Consider the following 21,491-nt stretch of genomic DNA (forward strand, 5'->3'; position numbering starts at 1 on the left):
TTAGGCGTTCCCCCTTTCGGCTCGTTCAAATACGACGCCATGGGCAATGCAAGGAATCGATTCTTTTTGCTGAATGATCGTCGGGCTCAAAAGGGCGCCTGTCGCTACAACAAGCACTCTGTTCAGCCTGCCCGCTTCAATTTCTTTGAAAATGTGGGCAAAAGTGACGACTGCAGAACAAGCACATCCGCTTCCGCCTGCAAAAACCTGCTGGTCAGGCGTATAGATCATCAGCCCGCAGTCATTATGCTTTGTCCCGACATTGATTCCTTCCTCTTTTAACAGATCCTTTAAAATCGGGCTGCCGACACCTGAAAGATCGCCGGTTAAAATCAGATCGTAATCATCAGGTGTGCGTCCCAGATCCTCCAAATGCTGCTTGATCGTATCCGCAGCAGCGGGTGCCATCGCTGACCCCATATCTTGCGAATCGGTAATCCCCAAGTCGATAACCCTTCCGACGGTTGCGCTGGTGATTTTGATTCCGCCGGGCTGCTGGCTGAGGACGACTGCTCCGCTTCCGGTCACTGTGGATGTCGCGGTTCCCGGCTTTTGGCCCCCGTATTCCGTCGGGTAGCGAAACTGCCTTTCAGCCGTCGCATTATGGCTGCTGGTTGCCGCCAGGGCACGCTTTGCGAAACCTCCGTCAATCAATGCCGAACTGATCGCGATCGATTCCATTGATGTCGAGCATGCTCCAAATAAGCAGAGAAAAGGAATTTTCAAATGCCTCGCCACATAGTTGGCAGTCACGTTTTGGTTGAGCAGGTCACCCGCCAAAAAGATATCGATGTCTTCCTTTTTAAGATTTTGTTTTGATAACGCGGACTGAACCGCATCCTCCATCAGCTTGCGCTCTGCCATCTCCCAGTTTTTCTGGTTGCAGTGCATTTCATCATACGTTTTGTCAAATAAGTGTCCAAGAGGCCCTTCTTTTTCCTTGGGACCGACCGCTGTTCCGCTCGAGTTAACAAACAGCGGGTTCTCGAACTCCCATGTTTGTTTTCCTGTTAATTTCATGTTGTTTTCCTCCTAAAACAGCTTATCAAAAGCAAAGCGGATCATCCCCACAATATAAGCGGCCGCAACGCCGAAGACGATGACATTTCCCGCCAGCTTAAACATATTGGTTCCCACGCCGAGGACGTATCCTTCGCTTTTGTGCTCAAGCGCGGCGCTCGTCATACTGTTAGCAAATCCTGTAATCGGAACAGCAGAACCCGCACCGGCAAACTGGCCGATTCTGTCGTAGACGCCAAGACCCGTTAACAGAGCGGAGATTAAGATTAGCGTGGCAACCGTCGGATTCCCTGCCGTTTTTTCATCAAAGTTGAACACGGCCATATAAAAATTCTGGAACGCCTGGCCGATCGCACAGATCAGGCCTCCGACGAGAAAAGCCTTGATACAGTTCAGTACATAAGGCGGTGTTGGCTGATACGCTTTGACTTTCGATTGATAATTATCTTTCAAACTTGACATCATAATCCTCCTTTTATGACAGATGAACAAATATGAGCCATTGGAACATCGAGCCAAGAATCTTCCCGAAAACAATGGCCATTAAAAGAATCAAAATCCTGTCCCCCATGCCGATTCGTTTCGCCAATATCGGCAGCACATTCAATACTTCTGTAAGCGCCGCTGCAAGCATTCCGATGAAAACGCCCGCAAAAAGACCGATCGGAACAAGCAGCCATTTGGATAAAAAAAAGCGGGACATGTTCAGCGATTCCCATCCTCCAAAAACCGCGCCCAGAATGACAGCCCATTCATACGCCTGGATAAACCCTTTCGTTTTCGTCAGCTGAGTCAGCCTCGGGATAATGCCAAGCACGGTGAGAAAAGCGACAAAGCCGGATCCAACTGCGACCCCTCCTGCAAGTCCGAGAAAGATGATAAATATCACGCTAATGATCATGAATATCCTTTGTCGTTTCTTTGTTTTCGTGCAAGGCCACATAATGGTCCAAATCAAGCTGATATTTAAACATCTCGACCTCCAGAGGGCTGGGCTCCTCGTTAAATCGTTTCTTAAATAAATGATTAAAAAACAAGATCATGCCGAGCCCGAGACCGATGCTGTACGGAACCTGCAAAAGGTATGGATAGCGGTTCACCTTGCCCGTCACCATTTCGTAAAGCAGGATGTGCACTTCCCTCATGCTGACATCTTCATGAAAGTTCATGACGGCAAGGCCGGCACCGACGAACAGGAGCAGCCAGACGGCGATGAACAACACGGGCGACAGATCCCTTTTCGGATATTGGATCTCCACGATGGTTTCAGAACCGCCGACGGTTTGGACATCAAGGTCAGGAAACGATTTATGTACAGCTTCAATCACCTTCATCACGTCCAAGACCACCATGCTTTGATCCGCTTTGCTGACCTGATAAATAGGCAGTCGTTCAAGCTTTTCTTTGTATCGGCGGTCACCCGCTACCTGTGCGATATGGCCGAGCAGAATCAATTCATCGGGATCTGCCTTAAGCCGGTGGCGGAGTCTGATAAAAACTTGACGTTCCATCTGGGTCACTTCCTATATGATGGTTATAGTTGTAGTATGAAGTACATCTCATTTATCATTCAGCAAGCAGCAAAAGACCATAAATTACCACAAAAAAAAACCGGAGCGCTCCAAAAGAGCGTCCGGTTTTTCATCAGACATCCGAGGCTGCCTGTAACAGGAGCAGACTCAGCTTTCAAAATGATCCATCTGGTTTTTGATTTGCTTTAAAATCTTTTTCTCAAGTCTCGACACTTGCACCTGGGATATGCCGAGGCGGTCGGCAACTTCAGATTGCGTCTTGTCTTTGTAATACCTTAAATAAACAATCAGCTTTTCCCGTTCATCCAAATCCTTGATAGCTTCCTTTAAAGCGATTTTATCGAACCACTTCTCTTCCGACTGATCGGCGATTTGATCCAGAAGTGTAATCGGGTCTCCGTCGTTTTCGTAAACCGTTTCATGAATGGACGAAGGAGAGCGGACCGCTTCCTGAGCCATCACGACCTCTTCCGAACTGATTTCGAGATAATCGGCGATTTCCTGAACGGTCGGAATCCGGCCGTTTGATTTGGAAAGCTCGTCTTTCGCCCGCCGGATTTTGTTGCCGAGCTCTTTCAGCGAGCGGCTCACTTTGACGGTTCCGTCATCTCTGATAAACCGCTGAATCTCCCCGATAATCATCGGGACGGCGTAGGTGGAAAACCGAACGTCATAGGAAAGATCGAATTTGTCCACCGACTTTAAGAGGCCGATGCAGCCGATTTGAAAGAGGTCATCAGGCTCATAGCCTCTGTTCAAAAAACGCTGAACGACAGACCAAACAAGACGCATGTTTTTTTCTATGAGGAGGTCCCTTGCTTTTTGATCGCCGTTCTGGCTGTTTTTAATCAGTTCTTTCACTTCATGGTCTTTAAGCTGAGTGTTCTGGTTTTCTTTTTTAACCTCCACATCCATAACAAATCTCCCTTAATTGCAAAGCGCTTTGCTTTTTGATAAGTGCTTTGTTAAGTGTATTGTGGTTCCCATCTCAGGTGAGGAGTCGATCGAAATATCATCCATGAAATTTTCCATGATCGTAAAGCCCATTCCCGACCGTTCGAGTTCGGGCTTTGTCGTGAACAGGGGCTGGCGCGCTTCTTCAAGATCAGGGATACCGACTCCTTCGTCACGGATCGTTAAATAGACGATATGGTCATGAAGGGTGACGGAAATGTATACGTTTCCCTGCCCTGAGTTTTCATAACCGTGTATGATCGCGTTTGTGACCGCTTCAGATACGACCGTTTTAATTTCGGTCAGTTCATCCATCGTCGGGTCAAGCTGAGCGATAAAAGCAGCGACTGTCACCCGTGCAAACGATTCGTTTTGGCTGAGTGCCGTAAACTGGATATTCATTTCATTTTTCATGACGCCACCCCCAACGTTTCAAGTGCACGCTGCTCTGATTGCTCAAGGCGAATGATTTTAAACAGCCCGGACATATCAAATAAACGTTTGACAGCAGGAGAAATGGCGCAGACGATCATTTCTCCGCCGAGCTGCTTAATCTCCTTATATCTGCCGAGCACAACGCCAAGCCCTGAACTGTCCATAAACGAAAGGTCTGCAAGATTCATGACAATATGGCGAATGTCGGATTGTTCCAGATGGTCACTGACTTGTTTTCTCAAGGTTTCTGCTGTATGGTGATCGAGTTCACCTGTCAACCGAATGCATAGTACGGATTCTTTGACGTGAATATCGATTCCGAGGCTCATCCTCATTCCTCCTTGGTTTAAATCGGATAATGAGTGTTTCGCTTCAGACTTTATAAATTCCTTCACCGTGACAAAACTAGTGACCGTTCGGCATTATTCACTCCACTTCGTCCAGTGGGTCATCGTCCGCTTGAACATCGTCCACATCCCCGCTTTATCCATGTCTTTTTCTGCGACAAGAGGACTTTCAGCGAGAACCTTTCCGTCCTTTCTCAATACGAGCGTCCCAAGCTCTGTGCCTTTTTTGACAGGGGCCTGGATATCTTCCTTCTGTTTGATTTCTTTTTTAACAGATTCGATATTTTCGCCTTTTTTCGTCAAAAGGGAAATCGGTTCCGATGTGACAAGGTTTATTTTTTGCTCACGGCCTTTATTGACCTTCAAATCGGAAATGATTTCATTGCGTTTATACATCGGATGCGTTTCATATTGGCTGAACGCAAAGTCAAGCATTTTTGTAATTTGGGCATTTCGTTCTTTCGGCGTGCTGGCTCCAAAAACGACAGCGATGACGCGCATGTTTCCTTTTTTCGCTGAAGCTGTCAGGCAGTACTTTGCTTCATTTGTAAAGCCGGTCTTGACTCCGTCAACGCCGGGATAAAATTTGATGAGGCGGTTTGTGTTGACGAGCCAGAATTTTTTATCAGTGTTTTCTCTCAGATAGTCTTCATACGTTCCCGTAAATTTCGTGATGTTTTCATATTTTAAAAGCTCTTTCGCCATGAGGGCCATGTCATAGGCTGTGCTGTAATGGCCTTCTTCAGGCAGACCTGTCGTATTTTGAAAAGACGTATCCTTGAGGCCGAGCTCAGCAGCTTTTTCATTCATTCTTTTGACAAATTCCTCTTCAGACCCGGCAATATGCTCTGCCATTGCAACAGAGGCATCATTACCCGATCCGATGGCGATCCCTTTCAGCATATCTTCAACCGTCATTTCTTCACCGGGTTCAAGAAAAATTTGCGAACCCCCCATTGAAGCGGCATACTCGCTTGTTCTGACTTTGTCTTTCATTTTAATCTTACCTTCATCAAGAGCTTCCATGATCAGCAGCATGGTCATCACTTTTGTCATGCTGGCCGGGGGAAGCTTTTCACGGCTGTTCTTGTCATACATCACCTTACCGGTATCCCGCTCGATTAAAACGGCAGATTTTGCGTCATCAGCAAGCTCCGACGGTTTCTTTGCGCTCTCTTTTGCAAACGCCGATGGCGCTGTCATCAGGATTATCGTAAAAATCAGCAATTTGGATAAATGACGTTTCATCACCCAGACCTCCATTTCGTAATCCTCTCTATTTTTTCCAATCCGGTTGGATTTATACGGATCGGTTGGAAAAAATTTCTCGGAGATCAAAAAGAAAGAGCCAATGCAGGTTCTCATTTGAACTTGCATTGGCTCACATTTCAACTTCTCTGTAGTTTTAGCCGATTTTGGCAACGGCCGCTTTAACAAACCGCAAAAAGTCGGCTTTTACTTTTTCGGTGACTTCGATCACTTCATCATGGGAAAGCGGCTGATCAAGGATCCCTGCTGCCGCGTTTGATATACACGAAATGCCGAGCACGCGAAGGCCCGAATGTTTCGCCACGATGACTTCCGGAACCGTCGACATGCCGACGGCATCCGATCCGATCGTTCTGAGGAAGCGCACTTCGGCAGGCGTTTCGTATGTAGGCCCTGTAACGGCTGTATAAACCCCTTCTTGTACACTGATGTTCAATTCTTCGGCTGTTTTTTTCGCTAAGAGGCGCAGTTCCTTATCATATGCGGACGACATATCAGGGAATCTGACGCCCAGCGAGGAATCGTTTGGACCGATCAGCGGGTTCGTTCCCATATAATTGATATGATCGGATATGATCATCAAATCGCCAGGACGGAACGATTCATTGACGCCGCCTGCGGCATTGGTCACGATTAAAGTCTCGATCCCGAGCTCTTTCATAACACGGACTGGAAAGGTTACCTTGTCCATTGAATACCCTTCGTAAAAATGAAAACGCCCTTGCATCGCGACGACTTGTATATTTTCAAGTCTGCCGATGACAAGCTGTCCGGCATGTCCTTCAACAGTGGAAACAGGAAAGTCGGGGATGTCTTCATATTTAATGCGAACGGCGTCTTCTATCTCATCAGCAAGCACGCCAAGGCCGGATCCCAAAATCAGGCCGACTGCCGGTTTGATTTCCGTTTTGCTTTTAATATAGTCTGCGGCATTTGCAATCATCTGTTTCACGTCGTTTCCTCCTATTTCAGCAGGGATAAAAAGCTTTTTCCGTACTTTGGCATATTCGTTTTAAAGTTGTCGGCGATCGTCGCGCCGATGTCCGCGAATGTATCTGCGAGCGGAAGCGCCCCGGGCTTTTCGTGTTTTTTGCTGTATACAAGAAGCGGCACGTACTCCCTTGTATGATCTGTGCCATGGTGAACCGGATCATTGCCGTGGTCGGCGGTAATGATGAGCAGATCGTCTTCGCGCATTTTTTCAAACACTTCAGGAAGGCGCGCGTCGAACTCTTCAAGCGCTTTTCCGTATCCTTCAGGATCACGGCGGTGTCCGAACAGCGCATCAAAGTCCACGAGGTTTACAAAGCTGATCCCTGTAAAATCTTTGTCAAGCGTTTGCACCAGCTTGTCCATCCCGTCCATATTCGACTTCGTTCTAAGCGATTCCGTAATGCCCTCGCCGTCGTAAATATCGGAGATTTTGCCGATCGCAATCACATCAAAGCTGTCATCTTTCAATTCATTCATCACGGTTCTGTCGAACGGCTTCAGCGCATAATCATGGCGGTTCGGCGTCCGTTTAAATTCGCCCGGCTTGCCGACAAACGGTCTGGCAATGACGCGTCCGACCATATATTTTTCGTCAAGCGTAAGCTCGCGCGCGATCTCGCAGATCTTGTACAATTCCTCGAGAGGCACGACTTCTTCGTGTGCGGCAATCTGCAGAACGGAGTCTGCTGAGGTGTAGACGATCAGCGCGCCGGTTTCCATATGCTCCGCACCGAGTTCATCCAAAATCGCAGTGCCTGATGCAGGCTTGTTTCCAATCACTTTTCTTCCGGACTTCTGTTCAAGTTCATGGATCAATTCGTCCGGAAAACCTTCGGGAAACACCCGGAAAGGTTTGTCTATGTAAAGCCCCATAATCTCCCAATGTCCAGTCATCGTATCTTTTCCGTTTGAGGCTTCTTTCATTTTGCCGTAATAGGCAAGCGGCTCTTCTGCCTTTTCAACCCCTTTGATTTCACGGATGTTGCTGAGCCCGAGCTTCGCCATGTTCGGCAGGCTGATGCCTCCCATGTGTTCGGCAATGTGGCCCAATGTATCTGCGCCTTTGTCATTAAATTTTTCGGCATCAGGCGCCTCGCCGATTCCAACGGAATCCATCACAATTAAAAATACGCGGTTGTAATCAAATGCAGGCATTTGTCGGCCTCCTTTTTTTCTTTCTGTCAGCTATAGGCTGTCACGCTTGGCATAAAAAAACCAAAATACCGCTATTAGCCAAGTATAAACCGTTTACACAACAGTTGACAATACGAACGGGAATAGTGAGAAACTTCCCGCAATTCGCTGCTCACTCAACATGAAAAACCGTGCTTCGCCTGTCCTTTTAGGCTATGCACGGGGATGGTATTGCTTATACACGTCTTTCAACCTTGTTTTCGTCACGTGCGTATAAATTTGCGTCGTCGAAATGTCGGCGTGTCCGAGCATTTCCTGAACGGCCCGGAGATCGGCTCCGTTTTCGAGCAGGTGTGTGGCGAAAGAGTGCCTCAGCGTGTGCGGCGTCAACTCTTTATTAATTCCCGCTTCCAAGGCAATTTTCTTTAAATTTTTCCAAAATCCCTGGCGGCTCATCTGTCTGCCGTGATGATTCAGGAACAGGGCGTCTTCGGTATTTTTTTTCAAAAGCTTTCCCCTCGCTTTTGACAGATATTCGCCGACCGCATGTGACGCCGCTTCGCCGAGCGGAACGATCCGTTCCTTTCTTCCTTTACCGAAGCAGCGGATAAAGCCCATCGATAAATGGACATCGGACAGCTTTAATGCGATCATCTCGCTGACGCGGATCCCTGTCGCATACAATAACTCCAGCATCGCTTTATCGCGGTAGCCGAACGGCCCCGTCAGCTTCGGCGTATCCAGAAGCGTTTCGACTTCCTGTAATGACAGCACCTTCGGCAGCGTCCGTTCCGTTTTTTGCGACTCAATATGGACGGACGGGTCCTGGGCCGTCACTTTTTCCCTCAGCAGAAACTGGTGAAAGCTGCGGATGGAAGCGAGATGCCTCGCAACCGTCTTACCGGATTTTCCGGCGTCTTTTAAATGCTTTAAAAACTGGATGATGGAAAGCCTTGTCACCTGGTCAAAAGAGCTCAGCTGCTCCTGTTCCTCTAAATAGGCGGCGTAGCTGTTCAAATCCCGTTCATAGCTCACAACCGTGTTGTGGGAAAGCCCCCGTTCAACAACGGCGTAGTGTATAAAGTCTTTAATATGAACTTTCACGCTATCCTACTCCCCGTTCAAATAAAAAAAGATTAACCGGTTAAACCAGCTGCCCTGCTCGTCCCCTTCCATCGAGGCGACCTTGAGGGCTGCTCCTTCAGGTTTATCATACCGATGATAGTTTTCATACTCTGAATTTATCCATATCATAGCATAATAAAACAAGACGGTAAAACCGGTAAACAGCACAAACACCTTGATCATATCGGCAGCCGTTTTCAGCATTTTCATACGGTTTCAGGTCCCTTCTTTTAATTCGATTACTAAAACTTATGCCAAATGAGACAAGTTTTATACGTCTGAATCAAAAAAGAACCCGCTCATGGCTGAAAGGGTTCTCTCCGGTTTAGACTATTCCGATTCCTTTTGCTGACAGTCATGACAGATGCCGTGGAACGTCAGCCTGTGGTCTTTTATTTTAAATTTCCAATCCTTTTCAATGATTTCTTCCACGTCTTCAAGCAAATCTTCTTCAATTTCAACAACCGAACCGCACTCCATGCAAACCAGGTGGTGATGGAAATGGGCGGCACCTTCTTTGCGGAGGTCATATCTTGACACACCGTCGCCAAAATTGATTTTATCCACTACTTTTAATTCAGTTAACAGTTCAAGAGTACGATATACTGTCGCAAGACCAATCTCAGGAGATTTCTCTTTTACGAGGAGGTATACATCTTCTGCGCTTAAATGGTCTTCCTCATTCTCAAGCAGCACCCTTACAGTAGCCTCGCGCTGAGGGGTGAGTTTATAGCTGGAAGAATGCAGTTGCTTTTTAATCCGATCAATACGTGTTTCCATTGACTTTCCCTCCTACGCCGCATTACCTAGCTTATTATAACAAAACAAGCGCAGGGAGCCAACTATAATCATTATAAATTGAGAAACAAAATGAATATTTTTTAATAATCATTATAAATTAATGCTGTTTCGGCAAGACGTACTCCGTCAGCTTTTCCATCAACAGCGGCGAAAGATATGCTTCAAAGGAAGAGGAGATAAGAGACATTGCGAGAATCAGGACGAGCACAAAAGCGTACCGGCCAAACCAATGGACAGGCGCTTCTGCAAGACTGCGTTTGACAAAAAGCTGGCGGATGAGCCTCATCGAAAAGGCAATGGCACAGGTGCCCATGATCAAGTAAGCCGGGATCAGCAGAATATTTTGCGGGAGCACGGAGACAAAAGACAGGAAAAAGCCGTTGATTCCCATTTGATTGACCAAAAAGCCGACTGTAAATCCGACGACGATCCCTTTTAAGAAGACCATGATAAAAATGACGGGCAGGCCGATGATGGAAATCCCGAGAATCCACATTAAGCCTAAATATTTCATATTATGAAGAAAGCTCTGCAAAAACATTTCCTTTGAGCTGGCTGCTTTTCCTTCGGAAAGCTGTCCAAAAAATTGATTCAAATAGTAGAACAAATCTTCTTTTTGACCGATCGTCATGCTGTTGACGATGACCGCTCCGAAAATCACACCCATTAAAAACAGCACAGAAACAAATAAATAGATCGACAGATGATCCTTCATATGTTGAAAGATGAGCTCTTTGATTGTGGGCTTCCGCATGTATCTTCCTCCCAGACGTGCTTTTGATTTTAATAGATTGTATGAGAGAAAAGAGAGCCGCATGACTTTTTTTGAAAAAAGACAGGCGCCCGTAAGTAAAAGGCGCCCCGATAAAGTTATGATTCCTCCCTGTTTTCCGCAGAATGCTCCCTGTCCGTATTCACGGTTTTGTTGGCAGCCATCACAAACGGCAGATAAATCATCGTTGAAATGGCGAGGCAGAGAAAGCCGACGCCGAGCGCAAGCCAGTTTCCTCCGGTCCCGAGAAACGGAATTAACGGCCCGGGCGTTGTCCAGGGAACAGCGTATGCGATTGGCGGGATCAGCTGAAACTTGATGAACAAATAGCCGATGACAGTATTGACTGCCGGAACGATGATAAAGGGAATCATGAAGATCGGATTGAGCACGACCGGAAGTCCGAAAATGACAGGTTCATTAATATTAAATATTCCCGGCCCGATCGAGAGCTTGCCGATGTCTTTATAATCCCGCCGCTTTGAAGCGATGAATATTGCGATCAAAAGCCCCAGCGTCATGCCCGATCCCCCGTAGTTTGCAAAGGCGTCATTCAGCGCCCATGTTTCAGGAAACGGGGCGTTCCAGGCAGAGCCTGTTTTGGCGGCAAAAGCGAGGTTTTCAAGGTTTGCTTCTGCAAAGATCGTTTCTCTGATCGCCGCGATTGTATTCGGACCGTGAATGCCGAACAGCCATAAAAAGTTGGCGACGACTCCAAGAAAAACAACGGTGAAAATATTCGTTCCCATCTCTCTCAACGGCGCCTGCAGCACAGTATACACCAATTCATGCAGACCGTTTTTCGACAGAGACATCAGCGCAAAGCTTAACACCGCAAAACCAATCGTAATGAAGATGATCGGAAACAGCACTTTAAATGTCCGGGCGACCGCAGGCGGCACCTGCGGAGGCATATGAATTTGCAGGCGCTTGGCATTTGAAAGCCTGCTGAACACTTCACCGACGATGATCCCGATGATTAAGGCGACGAACAGTCCTTGGGCGCCGAGCCACTTCGTCGTTAAAAAGCTCTCGTTTTCGATCAGCCGGTACGGTGAATAAATGATAAAATAACAGGATACAGCCGTTAATCCGGCAAGCAGTTCATCCGCTTTCATTGAGATGGCTAAATTGCGTGCGACGAGAAACACGACAAATATCGACATTATATCGAGCGATCCCCGCAGTACGGGCGTAAAGACCGACTGATAATCAGCCAAGTTCGGAAACACCTTTTCAAGGAATAAAATTTTGGCGATAAACCCGTCCGGTGATAAAATAGCAAAATTTAATAAAATGATAATCGATCCTGCCATAATAATCGGAAATGATAGAATAAAAGCATCTCTTATTGCACATATATGGCGCTGTGAGTTCAGTTTAGCCGCAACGGGAACCAAAAACCGTTCCACGTTCCGCTCAAACTTCTCCATAAACCCGCTCATCCCTGTCTCCCCTCCTTTTATTTCATCAGCTGCAGCGCTTTTTGCAGCACAGCTTCGCCGTTCATGGTGCCGTAGTCTCGCATGTCGATCACCTGGACCGGCGTGTCTCCTGCGCTCGCCTCAACCTGTGACTTTTGGTACCTGACTTGCGGCCCCAACAATACGACGTCCGCGCTTGACGCGGCAGTCCCGGCTTCGGATACAGGAAGAGCAATGATGTCGACCTCTTCGTTCAGCGCTTCTGCATGCTTTTTCATTCTGCTGACAAGCAGGCTCGTAGACATGCCGGCCGCACAAACCAATAAAATTTTCTTCATTTGTTAACCCCCTTCGGATTCCCCTTTTCCTCCGCTGTACAGAAAACGCTTTCATTATGATGCGGAGTAATATTTCAACCTGGTCTTTTATCCTATGATCGAGATAGACAACTGTTTCATAAAAATCAATATTTTTATATCTGCTCCAAACGGCTCGTTTAGTCAACCTCAACAAACGCCTTGAAATATTTGTTTAGTTTATCTAATGAATTTTTCAGGATAATAAGTTATATTTCCCCTTAAAAATAACCGGAGGGATTACATGAAATCTGTTCATCATGAAAAAGTTCAAACAGACAGCACGCTCTCAAACAGCGACCTGCAGCCTCTGAAGCCTGAGGAACGCACATGGAAAGCGGTCAATTTCGCATCGATCTGGATGGGCTGCATCCATAACATCCCGACTTACGCAACGGTTGGCGGGCTGATTGCGATCGGACTTTCTCCGTGGCAAGTGCTTGGGATTATCGCTGTCGCTTCGATCGTGCTCTATGCAGCCCTCGCTTTAAATGGACATGCCGGCGCAAAATACGGCGTGCCTTTTCCCGTGTTAATCAGATCTTCTTTCGGGATATACGGGGCCAATATTCCGGCGCTCCTCAGGGGTTTTGTAGCGATGATGTGGTTCGGCATTCAAGCGTTTGCGGGAAGCACGGCGATCAACATCCTGATCTTAAATGTGTGGAGCGGCTGGAAAGACATCGGCGGCGATTGGAACTTGTTTGGATTGCATTTATCGGGTCTTTTGTCATTTGTTTTCTTTTGGGGAATTCATCTTCTCGTCCTCCACCACGGGATGGAGTCGATTAGAAAGTTTGAAGTTTGGGCCGGCCCGCTCGTTTATCTCGTCTTTGGCGGGATGGTGTGGTGGGCGGTCGATATTGCGGGGGGACTCGGTCCGATTTATTCGCAGCCGGGAAAATTTCAGACATTCGGTGAATTGATTTGGCCATTTCTTACCGGTGTGACGGGGATTATCGGCATATGGGCGACACTCATTTTGAACATTCCCGATTTTACGAGGTTTGCAGCCTCCCAAAAAGAACAAATCAGAGGACAGTTTTACGGTTTGCCGGGCACATTCGTACTGTTTGCATTTGCAAGCATTACCGTCACCTCCGGCTCGCAGGCTGCCTTCGGGGAGCCGATTTGGGACGTTGTCGATATTCTCACCTATTTTGACAATCCGTATGTGATCGCTCTTTCGGTCATGACGCTTTGCATCGCCGCCATTTCGGTAAACGTTGCGGCAAATATTGTCTCGCCGGCCTATGATCTGGCCAATTTTTTGCCGAAATATATCAATTTTAAGCGTGGCAGCTATTTAACAGCTGTTTTGGCCCTGTTCACTTTCCCATGGAAGCTGATGGAGAATGAAGCAAGTGTGTTTTCCTTTCTCGGCACAATCGGCGGAATATTGGGGCCGGTCGCAGGCGTTATGCTTGCCGATTATTTTATCATCCGAAAGCGCACGCTTCACATCGAAGATCTCTACTCTCTAACCGGAAGGTACACGTACTATAAAGGCTACAATTACCGCGCCTTTGCCACAGTTGGGCTCGGAGCGTTTATGTCTTTGATCGGGACATACTTACCGGCCCTGAAACCCCTCTATGATATTTCATGGTTTTCAGGCGTGCTGCTCGCATTTGCCGCATACATCTTTTTGATGCGCATCCATCCACCCGACGTCCTTAGAGATAAAACCGCTGACTACGCTGCCGAAAGCAATGTATAAGCACGGGCTCAAGGTAACGGCCGAACCAGCTCAAGGACCGCGAAAACGCCATTCGCGGTCCATTTTTTGTTATATTCAGTCATTTTAAACAAATTCGAGCTAAGGAATGTGATAGACTAATGGATATAAAAAATGATTGGAGTATCTCATGAACAAACGCTTTGATGGTAAAGGGCTGAGCTACATTGTCAGGCCAGCCGTTCAACAAGATGCAAAGGAATTATCTGCTGTAAGGGTACAGATCGATGGAGAAACCGAATATTTGGACAGGGAAAAGGGTGAAGGTTTTATTGATGAAGCGGGTTTTAGAGAGCTGATCAAAAGAGACAGCGAACATGACCGCTGCTTGTTTTTAGTGGCGGTCGCTCGAAACAGGATTCTCGGCTTTCAAGATGTGCCGGACAGGATTTAAAACGCTTCTCTCATCAAGTGGAGTTTGGCGTATGCGTGTTGAAAAAGTTTTGGGGATACGGCATTGGAAAACGCCTTTTAAACGAATCGATTGTTTGGGCTGATACCGCAGGCATTAAAAAAATGACCCTGCGCGTGTCGGAAACAAATGAGAGGGCTTCTGCCCTATATCAAAAGCATGGCTTTAAAATAGAAGGAATTTTTAAAAAAGACAAGCGGCTTTCTGACGGCACATATGACAACACGATTGTGATGGGAAGATGGCACGATCGAAAATAGAAAGAATAACTGGAGGGTACCTGTATGAATCCGATACTGCTCGATTTTCCGGACAGTTTTGAAACCCCGCGCCTTTTTGTCAGAGCTCCAAGGGCAGGCGACGGCGAGGCCGTCCATGACGCCATTCGAAAATCGTTGCCTGAGCTAAAGCCGTGGATGCCGTTTGCAAGGGAAATGCCCGAGGAAGAACATGTAGAAATCAACGTCAGGCAGGCACAGGCCGATTTTATTTTGCGCAACGATTTGCGGATGCATATTTTCCATAAAGAAACGGGGAAATTCGTCGGCAGCACCGGTCTTCACCGCATGAACTGGAAAGCGAAACGGTTTGAAATCGGCTATTGGCGCAGTTCCGAATTTTCCGGACAAGGGTACATGACAGAAGCGCTTAACGGACTGATTGATTTCGCGAGAAGACACGTCAGAGCTAAGCGGCTTGAGATATGCTGTGACAGCTTGAACACGAACAGCAGAAAAATGGCGGAGCGCCTCGGTTTTCAGCTAGAAGCCGTTTTACAGAGCGATGACCTTTCGAATGATTTGAGCGAACATCGGGACACATGCATTTATTCGCGGATCTTCTAAAAAAGAACCCTTATGATCTTCATGTAGCAAATCATAAGGGTTCTTTCGTTTATGTTTCATATGCAGCTTTGCAAGCTCTTCCCGCCTGCTTTTCGTTTTTCTGACGTGCGTGCTGAAGTCAGGCGCCTTGCCTCTTGATAAGGCGGCATCTCTGCCTGCGTTTCTCAACATGTGCTCGCGCTTTTTCCTTGCCTTGCTTTTGGCCATGTTCCCCACTCTCCTGTCAAATTTTTACCTTACTATTATAGAAAGGCGGGGTTCTGAACGCAAGTCATACGGTTTCTACCGTTCTGATCATATCCACATGCGGAATGCCGTCCTCCATATAGACGTCTGATATTGCTTTAAATCCGAAGGAGCCGTAAAAGGAACGCAAATGATTCTGGGCGCTGATCTTGACCTTTGTCTCTCCCCACTCGCCTTCCAAAAAGCGGAGCGCTTTATCAAGAAGCGTCTGCGCATATCCCTTTCCCCTGTCTTCTTTGCGGACGATCACCCGGCCGATTGATGCCTCCGCGTATGCCGTGCCGCTCGGGAACAGCCTGCAATACGCAGCGATCTCTCCTTCTTGGCTCAGAAATAAATGGTGTGCCCGCTCATCTAAGTGATCAAGCTCGTGATACGGGCAGTTTTGTTCAACGATAAAGACGTCTATTCTGAGCTTGATGATGCGATACAGCTCTTCCTTCGACAATTCCTCATACGATTTTAGTTTCCACTCCATCCCTTTTCTCTAAAGCCCCCTTTAGCTCTGCACTTTTCCATAGGTTCCGCCGCCTCCGGCTTTCAGCTCTAAATCCCCGTTCCTTGCTTTGATCACGAGCTCTGCCGTCTGCGGACGAATGGTTTCTTTTAGTTCGCCTTCTTTTACCCGGTGAAGTATATTCATCTCAGTGCCGAAAGCCTCTTTCAGCTTCTGAATCGTTTTCGGGCCGATGCCGGGGATCAGCTGCAATGGAACCTGGTGAACGTACGGCGGGCGCTTGACCGGGCTTTCATCCTGATCGTAAAGCTCCATTAGACGCGTGCTGACGCCTTTTGTAAACTTTCGGCTTCCGCACGCTTTACACACCGTTTCATCTGCCTCCTGCAGACGGCCGCATGTTTCACAAGCGGTTTGAAAATATTTGCCCAACTGCGGATTCATCCCGTAATTCGCGGCAATGCAACGCCCCTCTTGTCCTTTTAAAGCAAGCGAAAACTCTTGAAAGCTGGCATGTTTGATGTGCAGCTTATTATACTCCCTGCCGATTTTCCCAAGTGAATGGGCGTCCGAATTGGTCAAAAATGCAAAAGGATTCAGTTCGGATACGTGTGAAGCCATATCAGTGTCGCTGCTCAGCCCGAGTTCAACTGCATCAATCATCTTCGGGTCAAACACTTCTTGCAGCGAAAATTTGACTCCTTTTCCATACAGGCTCTTATGCGGTGTGAAAATGTGCGCAGGAATGAACAAGCCGCCGAGCTCTTTCACTTTCTTCTGAAGACCGATGCCCGTCTCATAGATGCGCTGGGAGCTCAGATGGATATTCGTCACCCTTTCTGAGAGCCAGCCGGAAAACTGCTTCATTGCGGAGATCGTCGGCATAAAGGCCAGCACATGAATCGGGCCGCGGCATCTGTCATCATTGATTTCCAATTCAGACCCGCACAGAAGCACGGTATCTTTATACTTGATTCCGCCGTCTTCAAGCTCTGTATAACGGCCTGAAGACACTCCTTTTTCAATTTCGGCCAGCACCTCGGGTGAATGACAATCTATAATGCCGATCAGTTCCATTCCTTTATGTTCGCTTGCTTCAATCAAAATGTCGTCGAGCGTAAGCGTTCTGGCAGCCGTTATCTTAACGGGGCGGCCTGATTCCGTCCGCCCGATATGGATATGCATGTCTGCGAATATTTCTTTCATTTTTTTGCTTGCAGGGCCTTTTTCAGCTCTAGATACTGTACGGCATAAGCCGTTTTCGCATCATAGATGTCCTGAGTTTCCATCAGTTTCAGCGCGCCTGTAAGCGGCACCTCCATTACTTCTACAAATTCGTCTTCATCAAGTTCGCGTTTTTCTTCAAGCGGTGTCAGCTCTTCAGCTAGATACAGATGCACCAATTCGTCCGCGAAGCCCGGCGATGTGTAAAAAGCGGTGATTTTCTCCAGCTTCGCAGCCGTGTATCCCGTCTCTTCCTCAAGCTCCCGCAGCGCGGTATATTCAGGTTTCTCCCCTTTTTCAAGCTTGCCCGCCGGTATTTCAACGATCGTCCGTTCAAGCGCTTTTCTGTACTGCTTAACTAAGATGATGTTTTCTTCATCAGTTAAAGCAAGCACCGCTACAGCGCCCGGATGCTTCACGATTTCGCGCTTTCCCGTTTTACCGTTCGGCAGTTCGACGTCTTCAAGATAAAGATCGATCACCTTGCCTGAAAAAAGTTTTTCTTTTGATATGGTTTTCTCCTCTAAATGCTTCAGTTTGATCATCTCCTAAGTTCTGCTCTGGCTTTTGATCCCATACATTTTATCATACACCATGGAAGGGGGACGCGCCATGAAGGTCTACCGGCTGAATAACCGCATCGTCATGTCGGGGAAAGCATGGGAAATCCGCGCCAAGCTGAAGGAATACGGACGAATGTATCACTATGTGAAAGACTGGCTTTCTGAAAAAGAAAATCGCCTGCCGAAAGCTTGATTTTCATTGACATCAAGAAGGACTGCATGAAATAATACTCATGAGTAATGTTACTCATGAGTATTATTATTTGGAGGCGGATCGATGTGGGAAATGAAAAAGGCCGCAAAGGCAAAGAAAGCCGGAAGCGGCTGCTCGCAGTCGCTGCAAACGAATTTGCAAACCGGGGATTCCATGAGACGAAAGTAAGTACGATTGTCAAAAGAGCGGGGCTGACTCAGCCGTCTTTCTACTTATACTTTCCAAGCAAAGACGCCATCTATAGCGAGCTGATCAATGGCTTTCACGCGAACTTAAAAAATCTGATCGAATCGTTTCGTTTAGAAAAAGGAATCGAGAAAAAACACGTATCAAAACGGGTAACGGCCGCTGTAGAGGCTGTATTTCGATTTTTGGCAGAAGAGCCGGATTTGACCCGCATCGGTTTTTTTCTCAGCCCGGAAGCATGCGAAATGAAAAAAGATTTAACACTGGCCTTGAAAGAGAACTTGAAAGCAGAGCAGGAGCTTGGCTACTTCCGGTCCGGCCTGGAAATGAAAACAGTTGCTGAATGCCTGACAGGCATGATTGAGCACCTTGCCGATATCTATTTGCTTGACGGATCAAAGGACCCTTCAAGTCTCGCGAAACAAATCACGGATCTTTTAATCCACGGAATGCTCGTTAATCCGCAGCATCCAGAAACGGAGTAAACATGGTGGCATTTATTTTCATAAAAGCAGGGCTGGCAGCATTTATGCTGATCGGAGGCGTAATCAAGGTGCTGCATGTTCCTTTTCAAGTGGAACATTGGCGCCATTATGAATACCCGCTGTGGTTTCTTTCAGTTACAGGATTTCTCGAAATCGCCGGAGCGCTTGGCATGATCGGCGGAATTTGGAATGTGCATCTGGCTGTCGGCTCGGGGCTGTTGTTCTCCCTGCTTATGACAGGCGCCATTCATGCCCACCTATTCCGGGCGCGGCAGCCTTTTTTTACGGCCATCCCTGCCGCGGTTTGTTTGATTTGCGCCCTAAGTATTATCATCTTCGAGCTGTACTTCTGATCCCGATGCCGATGGGTTGAAAACTTCGCTCCTTTGTATTACGTTCAAAGTAAGAAAAAAAGGAGTGAAGCTTATGAAAAAAAGGACGCTCGGACATTCCGATTTACAGGTGAGTGAAGTCGGCCTCGGCTGCATGTCTCTCGGAACAGACAAAAAGCACGCACTGTCAATTTTGGATGAAGCTTTGGAGCTTGGCATCAATTATTTGGATACTGCCGACCTGTACGATTTTGGACGCAACGAAGAAATTGTCGGTGAAGCGATCAAATCAAGGCGCCAAGATGTGATTCTCGCGACAAAAGCGGGAAACCGCTGGGAGGAAGGAAAACCGGGCTGGTTCTGGGATCCCCGGAAAGCGTACATAAAAGAAGCCGTCAAGCGCAGCTTAAAGCGGCTGCAGACCGACTACATCGATCTTTATCAGCTGCACGGCGGAACGATTGAAGACAATATCGACGAAACAATCGAAGCCTTTGAAGAATTAAAACAGGAAGGCATCATCCGCCATTACGGCATTTCTTCGATTCGGCCAAACGTCATTAAGGAATACGTCAAAAAATCAAACATCGTCACAGTCATGATGCAATACAGCTTGTTGGACAGACGGCCTGAGGAATGGCTTTCACTCCTTGAAGAACATGGAATCAGCGTGATTGCAAGAGGACCTTTGGCAAAAGGGATACTGACAGAAAAACCCCTGTCAGATGCAAACGCAGCAATCAAGGAAAACGGCTATTTAGCATATTCTTATGATGAACTCGTCAAAACAAAGACGGACATTGAAAAAACAGCGCCTGATTTATCCGCGACCGAAACCGCCATGAAGTATATTCTCGCCCAGCCGGCTGTCGGCGCGGTCATCCCCGGAGCGAGCAAAATCTCCCAGCTTCGGGAAAACGTTGAATCTGTCGGCGGACGCGGTCTGACAGAACAGGAAATCAAAGCGCTCCGCTTTTATACAAAACGTGGCGTGTACACTGCACATCGCGAATAAAGCAATAAGAAAGCACCGTCTCTTGGGCAGACGGTGCTTTCTTACTTATACTTCCTCCAGTCGTCAAGTCCGCTTTCGTTGAGGAGTTCTTCAAAGCTTTTATTTTTTTCCCTTTCCTGTCTTTCCTTGATGAGACGCTCTTTCTCACGCTCTTTTCTTTTTTCGTCCTCCTCTTTCAATTCGCTCTTCATTTGTTGAAGTTTATGTTTCAAGTCGTCGGCGAGTGCATCTTTCAGCAGCTGCCGGGCATTTGGCTCTTGCTTTTTCTTTCCCATATCCTGTCCTCCGTTTCTCCCTGTTTGTGATGATAGTTTATCAGGAACCTAAAAGTTCAGGCAAGCCGCCCCTCTCGGCAAATGTCAATCGTTGTGTGGTATGATAAAGAGAGAAGCATTTAAGAAAGGAAGATTACAACAGATGTTGATTTGGCTGGCTGCTATCGGAGCGGTTTTGCTGTTTATTGCTGCGCTCGGAATCTATTTTACGAATCAAATCATGTACATTAAAAAACGGACCGACCAATACATTATTGAGCGGGAAACGGCCGACGGCCACTATGATGAGAAGGCTTTTGCCGCTCTCCCGAAAGAAGAAATCACCCTCTCTTCTTCTTACGGCTACAATATTAAAGGGTATTACGTCCACCCGCACAAAACGAAAAACACCGTGGTTATCTGCCACGGGGTGACGATGAATCTGCTAAATTCGATCAAATATATGAATCTGTTTCTGGATCTCGGCTGGAACGCCGTCATATATGACCACCGAAGGCACGGCACAAGCGGCGGAAAAACGACGAGTTACGGATATTATGAGAAAAACGATTTGAAAACGGTTGTCAATTGGCTGAGGGAAAAACACGGCGAACACGCGCTGATCGGGATTCACGGCGAATCGATGGGCGCTGTCACGACGCTTCTTTACGCGGGAATGGATGATGCCGATGCTGATTTTTATGTGGCCGACTGTCCGTTTGCCACATTTGAGGATCAGCTCATTTACCGGCTGAAAGAAGATTTTCATCTTCCAGGAGCTTTCATTTTGCCGCTTGCCAGCCTCTTTTTGAGATGGCGGGACGGCTACCGCATTCGTGATGTCTCCCCTTTATCCGTCGTCAGGAAGATCAAAAAACCGGTGCTGTTCATTCACAGCAAACACGACGACTATATCCCGGCTGAATCGAGCGAAATGCTTTACGAGAAAAAACCGGGGAAGAAAAGGCTTTATATCGCTGAAAAAGGAGCGCATGCGATGAGCTACACCCAAAACAGAAACAGCTACAAAAACACGGTGCGGGACTTTCTTCAAGAGATCACAAACCGGCACAAAGAAGGCGAACGAGCATAAGTCTCGTCCGCCTTCTTTTGATGCTACAGAATATCCGTAATGTCGCTCATATGATCGCCGATCCAGGAGATGGCCGTCTCAATTGTATCAAATTCCTTTGTTTCAAAAGTCATTTCATCCTGAAGAAGCCAGACATCCTTTTTGACGGACTCTGTCCCTCCGATTGACCAATGAAGGAGTGTATACGGATGATTTTGATGTAAAAAGGACGCCCATGTTTTATTTTGAGCGGTTTGCTTTAAAGATTTTACCTTTTGATTCAAAT

At 47.2% G+C, this 21,491-nt stretch carries 29 protein-coding genes and 1 pseudogene; 8 read left to right on the forward strand and 22 right to left on the reverse strand.

Going from position 1 to position 21,491, the window contains the following annotated elements; genetic code table 11:
• The 16 genes from spoVAD to MKX80_RS12470 all read right to left on the reverse strand — a co-directional run bounded on the left by spoVAD (position 1) and on the right by MKX80_RS12470 (position 12,144).
• The gene (gene spoVAD, locus MKX80_RS12395; RefSeq protein ID WP_154994248.1) at positions 1 to 1,020 is read right to left on the reverse strand and encodes a stage V sporulation protein AD; all 1,020 of its coding nucleotides are present in this window, start codon (positions 1,018 to 1,020) and stop codon (positions 1 to 3) included.
• A 12-nt stretch (positions 1,021 to 1,032) separates the two neighbouring features.
• Positions 1,033 to 1,482: a stage V sporulation protein AC gene (gene spoVAC / locus MKX80_RS12400; protein ID WP_154994246.1), complete on the reverse strand. Its 450-nt coding sequence runs from the start codon at positions 1,480 to 1,482 to the stop codon at positions 1,033 to 1,035.
• 13 nt (positions 1,483 to 1,495) lie between these two features.
• Complete coding sequence (locus tag MKX80_RS12405; protein ID WP_003183156.1) at positions 1,496 to 1,921, reverse strand: stage V sporulation protein AB; 426 nt, start codon at positions 1,919 to 1,921, stop codon at positions 1,496 to 1,498.
• Complete coding sequence (locus MKX80_RS12410) at positions 1,911 to 2,531, reverse strand: stage V sporulation protein AA (protein WP_154994244.1); 621 nt, start codon at positions 2,529 to 2,531, stop codon at positions 1,911 to 1,913. The genes MKX80_RS12405 and MKX80_RS12410 overlap by 11 nt, the downstream gene beginning before the upstream one ends.
• A 168-nt stretch (positions 2,532 to 2,699) precedes the next feature.
• Positions 2,700 to 3,467, reverse strand: coding sequence for an RNA polymerase sporulation sigma factor SigF (gene sigF / locus MKX80_RS12415; RefSeq protein ID WP_003183162.1), 768 nt, complete (start codon positions 3,465 to 3,467; stop codon positions 2,700 to 2,702).
• A gap of 12 nt (positions 3,468 to 3,479) precedes the next feature.
• The gene (gene spoIIAB, locus MKX80_RS12420) at positions 3,480 to 3,920 is read right to left on the reverse strand and encodes an anti-sigma F factor (protein ID WP_043927039.1); all 441 of its coding nucleotides are present in this window, start codon (positions 3,918 to 3,920) and stop codon (positions 3,480 to 3,482) included.
• Positions 3,917 to 4,270, reverse strand: coding sequence for an anti-sigma F factor antagonist (gene spoIIAA, locus MKX80_RS12425; RefSeq protein ID WP_152847085.1), 354 nt, complete (start codon positions 4,268 to 4,270; stop codon positions 3,917 to 3,919). The genes spoIIAB and spoIIAA overlap by 4 nt, the downstream gene beginning before the upstream one ends.
• Before the next feature lie 93 nt (positions 4,271 to 4,363).
• Positions 4,364 to 5,536, reverse strand: coding sequence for a D-alanyl-D-alanine carboxypeptidase family protein (locus tag MKX80_RS12430; protein ID WP_154994242.1), 1,173 nt, complete (start codon positions 5,534 to 5,536; stop codon positions 4,364 to 4,366).
• A 157-nt stretch (positions 5,537 to 5,693) separates the two neighbouring features.
• Positions 5,694 to 6,500: a purine-nucleoside phosphorylase gene (locus MKX80_RS12435; RefSeq protein ID WP_339228581.1), complete on the reverse strand. Its 807-nt coding sequence runs from the start codon at positions 6,498 to 6,500 to the stop codon at positions 5,694 to 5,696.
• Between the two features lie 20 nt (positions 6,501 to 6,520).
• Positions 6,521 to 7,705 carry a phosphopentomutase gene (deoB, locus tag MKX80_RS12440; protein ID WP_154994239.1) on the reverse strand — a complete coding sequence of 395 codons (1,185 nt, stop codon included), beginning with the start codon at positions 7,703 to 7,705 and terminating at the stop codon, positions 6,521 to 6,523.
• Positions 7,706 to 7,897: 192 nt separating this feature from the next.
• Positions 7,898 to 8,788, reverse strand: coding sequence for a site-specific tyrosine recombinase XerD (gene xerD / locus MKX80_RS12445; RefSeq protein WP_154994237.1), 891 nt, complete (start codon positions 8,786 to 8,788; stop codon positions 7,898 to 7,900).
• A gap of 6 nt (positions 8,789 to 8,794) precedes the next feature.
• The gene (locus tag MKX80_RS12450) at positions 8,795 to 9,019 is read right to left on the reverse strand and encodes a YqzK family protein (RefSeq protein WP_023855929.1); all 225 of its coding nucleotides are present in this window, start codon (positions 9,017 to 9,019) and stop codon (positions 8,795 to 8,797) included.
• 120 nt (positions 9,020 to 9,139) lie between these two features.
• On the reverse strand, positions 9,140 to 9,589 hold the full coding sequence (gene fur / locus MKX80_RS12455; protein WP_003183178.1) for a ferric iron uptake transcriptional regulator: 450 nt from the start codon (positions 9,587 to 9,589) through the stop codon (positions 9,140 to 9,142).
• 118 nt (positions 9,590 to 9,707) lie between these two features.
• Positions 9,708 to 10,364, reverse strand: coding sequence for a stage II sporulation protein M (gene spoIIM, locus MKX80_RS12460; RefSeq protein ID WP_154994235.1), 657 nt, complete (start codon positions 10,362 to 10,364; stop codon positions 9,708 to 9,710).
• Between the two features lie 116 nt (positions 10,365 to 10,480).
• The gene (locus MKX80_RS12465; protein ID WP_154994233.1) at positions 10,481 to 11,827 is read right to left on the reverse strand and encodes a PTS sugar transporter subunit IIC; all 1,347 of its coding nucleotides are present in this window, start codon (positions 11,825 to 11,827) and stop codon (positions 10,481 to 10,483) included.
• A gap of 17 nt (positions 11,828 to 11,844) precedes the next feature.
• Positions 11,845 to 12,144: a PTS sugar transporter subunit IIB gene (locus tag MKX80_RS12470; protein ID WP_003183185.1), complete on the reverse strand. Its 300-nt coding sequence runs from the start codon at positions 12,142 to 12,144 to the stop codon at positions 11,845 to 11,847.
• 262 nt (positions 12,145 to 12,406) lie between these two features.
• Between MKX80_RS12470 and MKX80_RS12475 the strand changes: the two genes are divergently transcribed.
• The 3 genes and pseudogenes from MKX80_RS12475 (at position 12,407) to MKX80_RS12485 (ending at position 15,157) form a co-directional block, all read left to right on the forward strand.
• Entirely contained in the window at positions 12,407 to 13,882 is a 1,476-nt protein-coding gene (locus MKX80_RS12475; RefSeq protein ID WP_268343228.1) for an NCS1 family nucleobase:cation symporter-1, read from the forward strand.
• Between the two features lie 148 nt (positions 13,883 to 14,030).
• Positions 14,031 to 14,572 (forward strand): annotated as a pseudogene (locus MKX80_RS12480) (GNAT family N-acetyltransferase).
• A gap of 24 nt (positions 14,573 to 14,596) precedes the next feature.
• Positions 14,597 to 15,157 carry a GNAT family N-acetyltransferase gene (locus MKX80_RS12485; protein WP_154994227.1) on the forward strand — a complete coding sequence of 187 codons (561 nt, stop codon included), beginning with the start codon at positions 14,597 to 14,599 and terminating at the stop codon, positions 15,155 to 15,157.
• Here the strand turns inward: MKX80_RS12485 and MKX80_RS12490 are convergent.
• From MKX80_RS12490 to MKX80_RS12505, 4 genes are all read right to left on the reverse strand, one after another.
• Positions 15,086 to 15,364, reverse strand: a complete 279-nt coding sequence (locus MKX80_RS12490; RefSeq protein WP_154994225.1) for a hypothetical protein — start codon at positions 15,362 to 15,364, stop codon at positions 15,086 to 15,088. The two genes, MKX80_RS12485 and MKX80_RS12490, sit on opposite strands and share 72 nt — an antisense overlap.
• Before the next feature lie 64 nt (positions 15,365 to 15,428).
• Positions 15,429 to 15,881, reverse strand: a complete 453-nt coding sequence (locus MKX80_RS12495) for a GNAT family N-acetyltransferase (RefSeq protein ID WP_182070434.1) — start codon at positions 15,879 to 15,881, stop codon at positions 15,429 to 15,431.
• A gap of 21 nt (positions 15,882 to 15,902) precedes the next feature.
• Complete coding sequence (locus tag MKX80_RS12500) at positions 15,903 to 17,066, reverse strand: TIGR00375 family protein (protein ID WP_154994221.1); 1,164 nt, start codon at positions 17,064 to 17,066, stop codon at positions 15,903 to 15,905.
• Positions 17,063 to 17,620, reverse strand: a complete 558-nt coding sequence (locus tag MKX80_RS12505) for an NUDIX hydrolase (RefSeq protein WP_094777439.1) — start codon at positions 17,618 to 17,620, stop codon at positions 17,063 to 17,065. The genes MKX80_RS12500 and MKX80_RS12505 overlap by 4 nt, the downstream gene beginning before the upstream one ends.
• 76 nt (positions 17,621 to 17,696) lie before the next feature.
• Here MKX80_RS12505 and mciZ point away from each other — a divergent pair, with 76 nt between their 5' ends.
• The 4 genes from mciZ to MKX80_RS12525 all read left to right on the forward strand — a co-directional run bounded on the left by mciZ (position 17,697) and on the right by MKX80_RS12525 (position 19,879).
• A complete protein-coding gene (gene mciZ / locus MKX80_RS12510; protein ID WP_082247245.1) occupies positions 17,697 to 17,840 on the forward strand; it encodes a Z-ring formation inhibitor MciZ in 144 nt (47 codons plus the stop codon).
• 86 nt (positions 17,841 to 17,926) lie between these two features.
• The gene (locus MKX80_RS12515; RefSeq protein ID WP_268343227.1) at positions 17,927 to 18,532 is read left to right on the forward strand and encodes a TetR/AcrR family transcriptional regulator; all 606 of its coding nucleotides are present in this window, start codon (positions 17,927 to 17,929) and stop codon (positions 18,530 to 18,532) included.
• Positions 18,533 to 18,534: 2 nt separating this feature from the next.
• Positions 18,535 to 18,885, forward strand: a complete 351-nt coding sequence (locus MKX80_RS12520; RefSeq protein WP_244958276.1) for a DoxX family protein — start codon at positions 18,535 to 18,537, stop codon at positions 18,883 to 18,885.
• A gap of 73 nt (positions 18,886 to 18,958) precedes the next feature.
• The gene (locus MKX80_RS12525; protein ID WP_154994218.1) at positions 18,959 to 19,879 is read left to right on the forward strand and encodes an aldo/keto reductase; all 921 of its coding nucleotides are present in this window, start codon (positions 18,959 to 18,961) and stop codon (positions 19,877 to 19,879) included.
• A gap of 41 nt (positions 19,880 to 19,920) precedes the next feature.
• On the opposite strand, the gene MKX80_RS12530 is transcribed toward MKX80_RS12525, so the two are convergent.
• Entirely contained in the window at positions 19,921 to 20,154 is a 234-nt protein-coding gene (locus tag MKX80_RS12530; protein ID WP_154994215.1) for a YqkE family protein, read from the reverse strand.
• Between the two features lie 142 nt (positions 20,155 to 20,296).
• Here MKX80_RS12530 and MKX80_RS12535 point away from each other — a divergent pair, with 142 nt between their 5' ends.
• On the forward strand, positions 20,297 to 21,226 hold the full coding sequence (locus MKX80_RS12535) for an alpha/beta hydrolase (protein ID WP_154994214.1): 930 nt from the start codon (positions 20,297 to 20,299) through the stop codon (positions 21,224 to 21,226).
• 23 nt (positions 21,227 to 21,249) lie between these two features.
• On the opposite strand, the gene MKX80_RS12540 is transcribed toward MKX80_RS12535, so the two are convergent.
• Complete coding sequence (locus MKX80_RS12540; protein ID WP_003183211.1) at positions 21,250 to 21,489, reverse strand: YqkC family protein; 240 nt, start codon at positions 21,487 to 21,489, stop codon at positions 21,250 to 21,252.
• Positions 21,490 to 21,491: the final 2 nt, after the last annotated feature.

It is taken from the genome of Bacillus sp. FSL K6-0972 (genome assembly GCF_037976035.1).
GTDB classification, from domain to species: Bacteria; Bacillota; Bacilli; order Bacillales; family Bacillaceae; genus Bacillus; species Bacillus haynesii.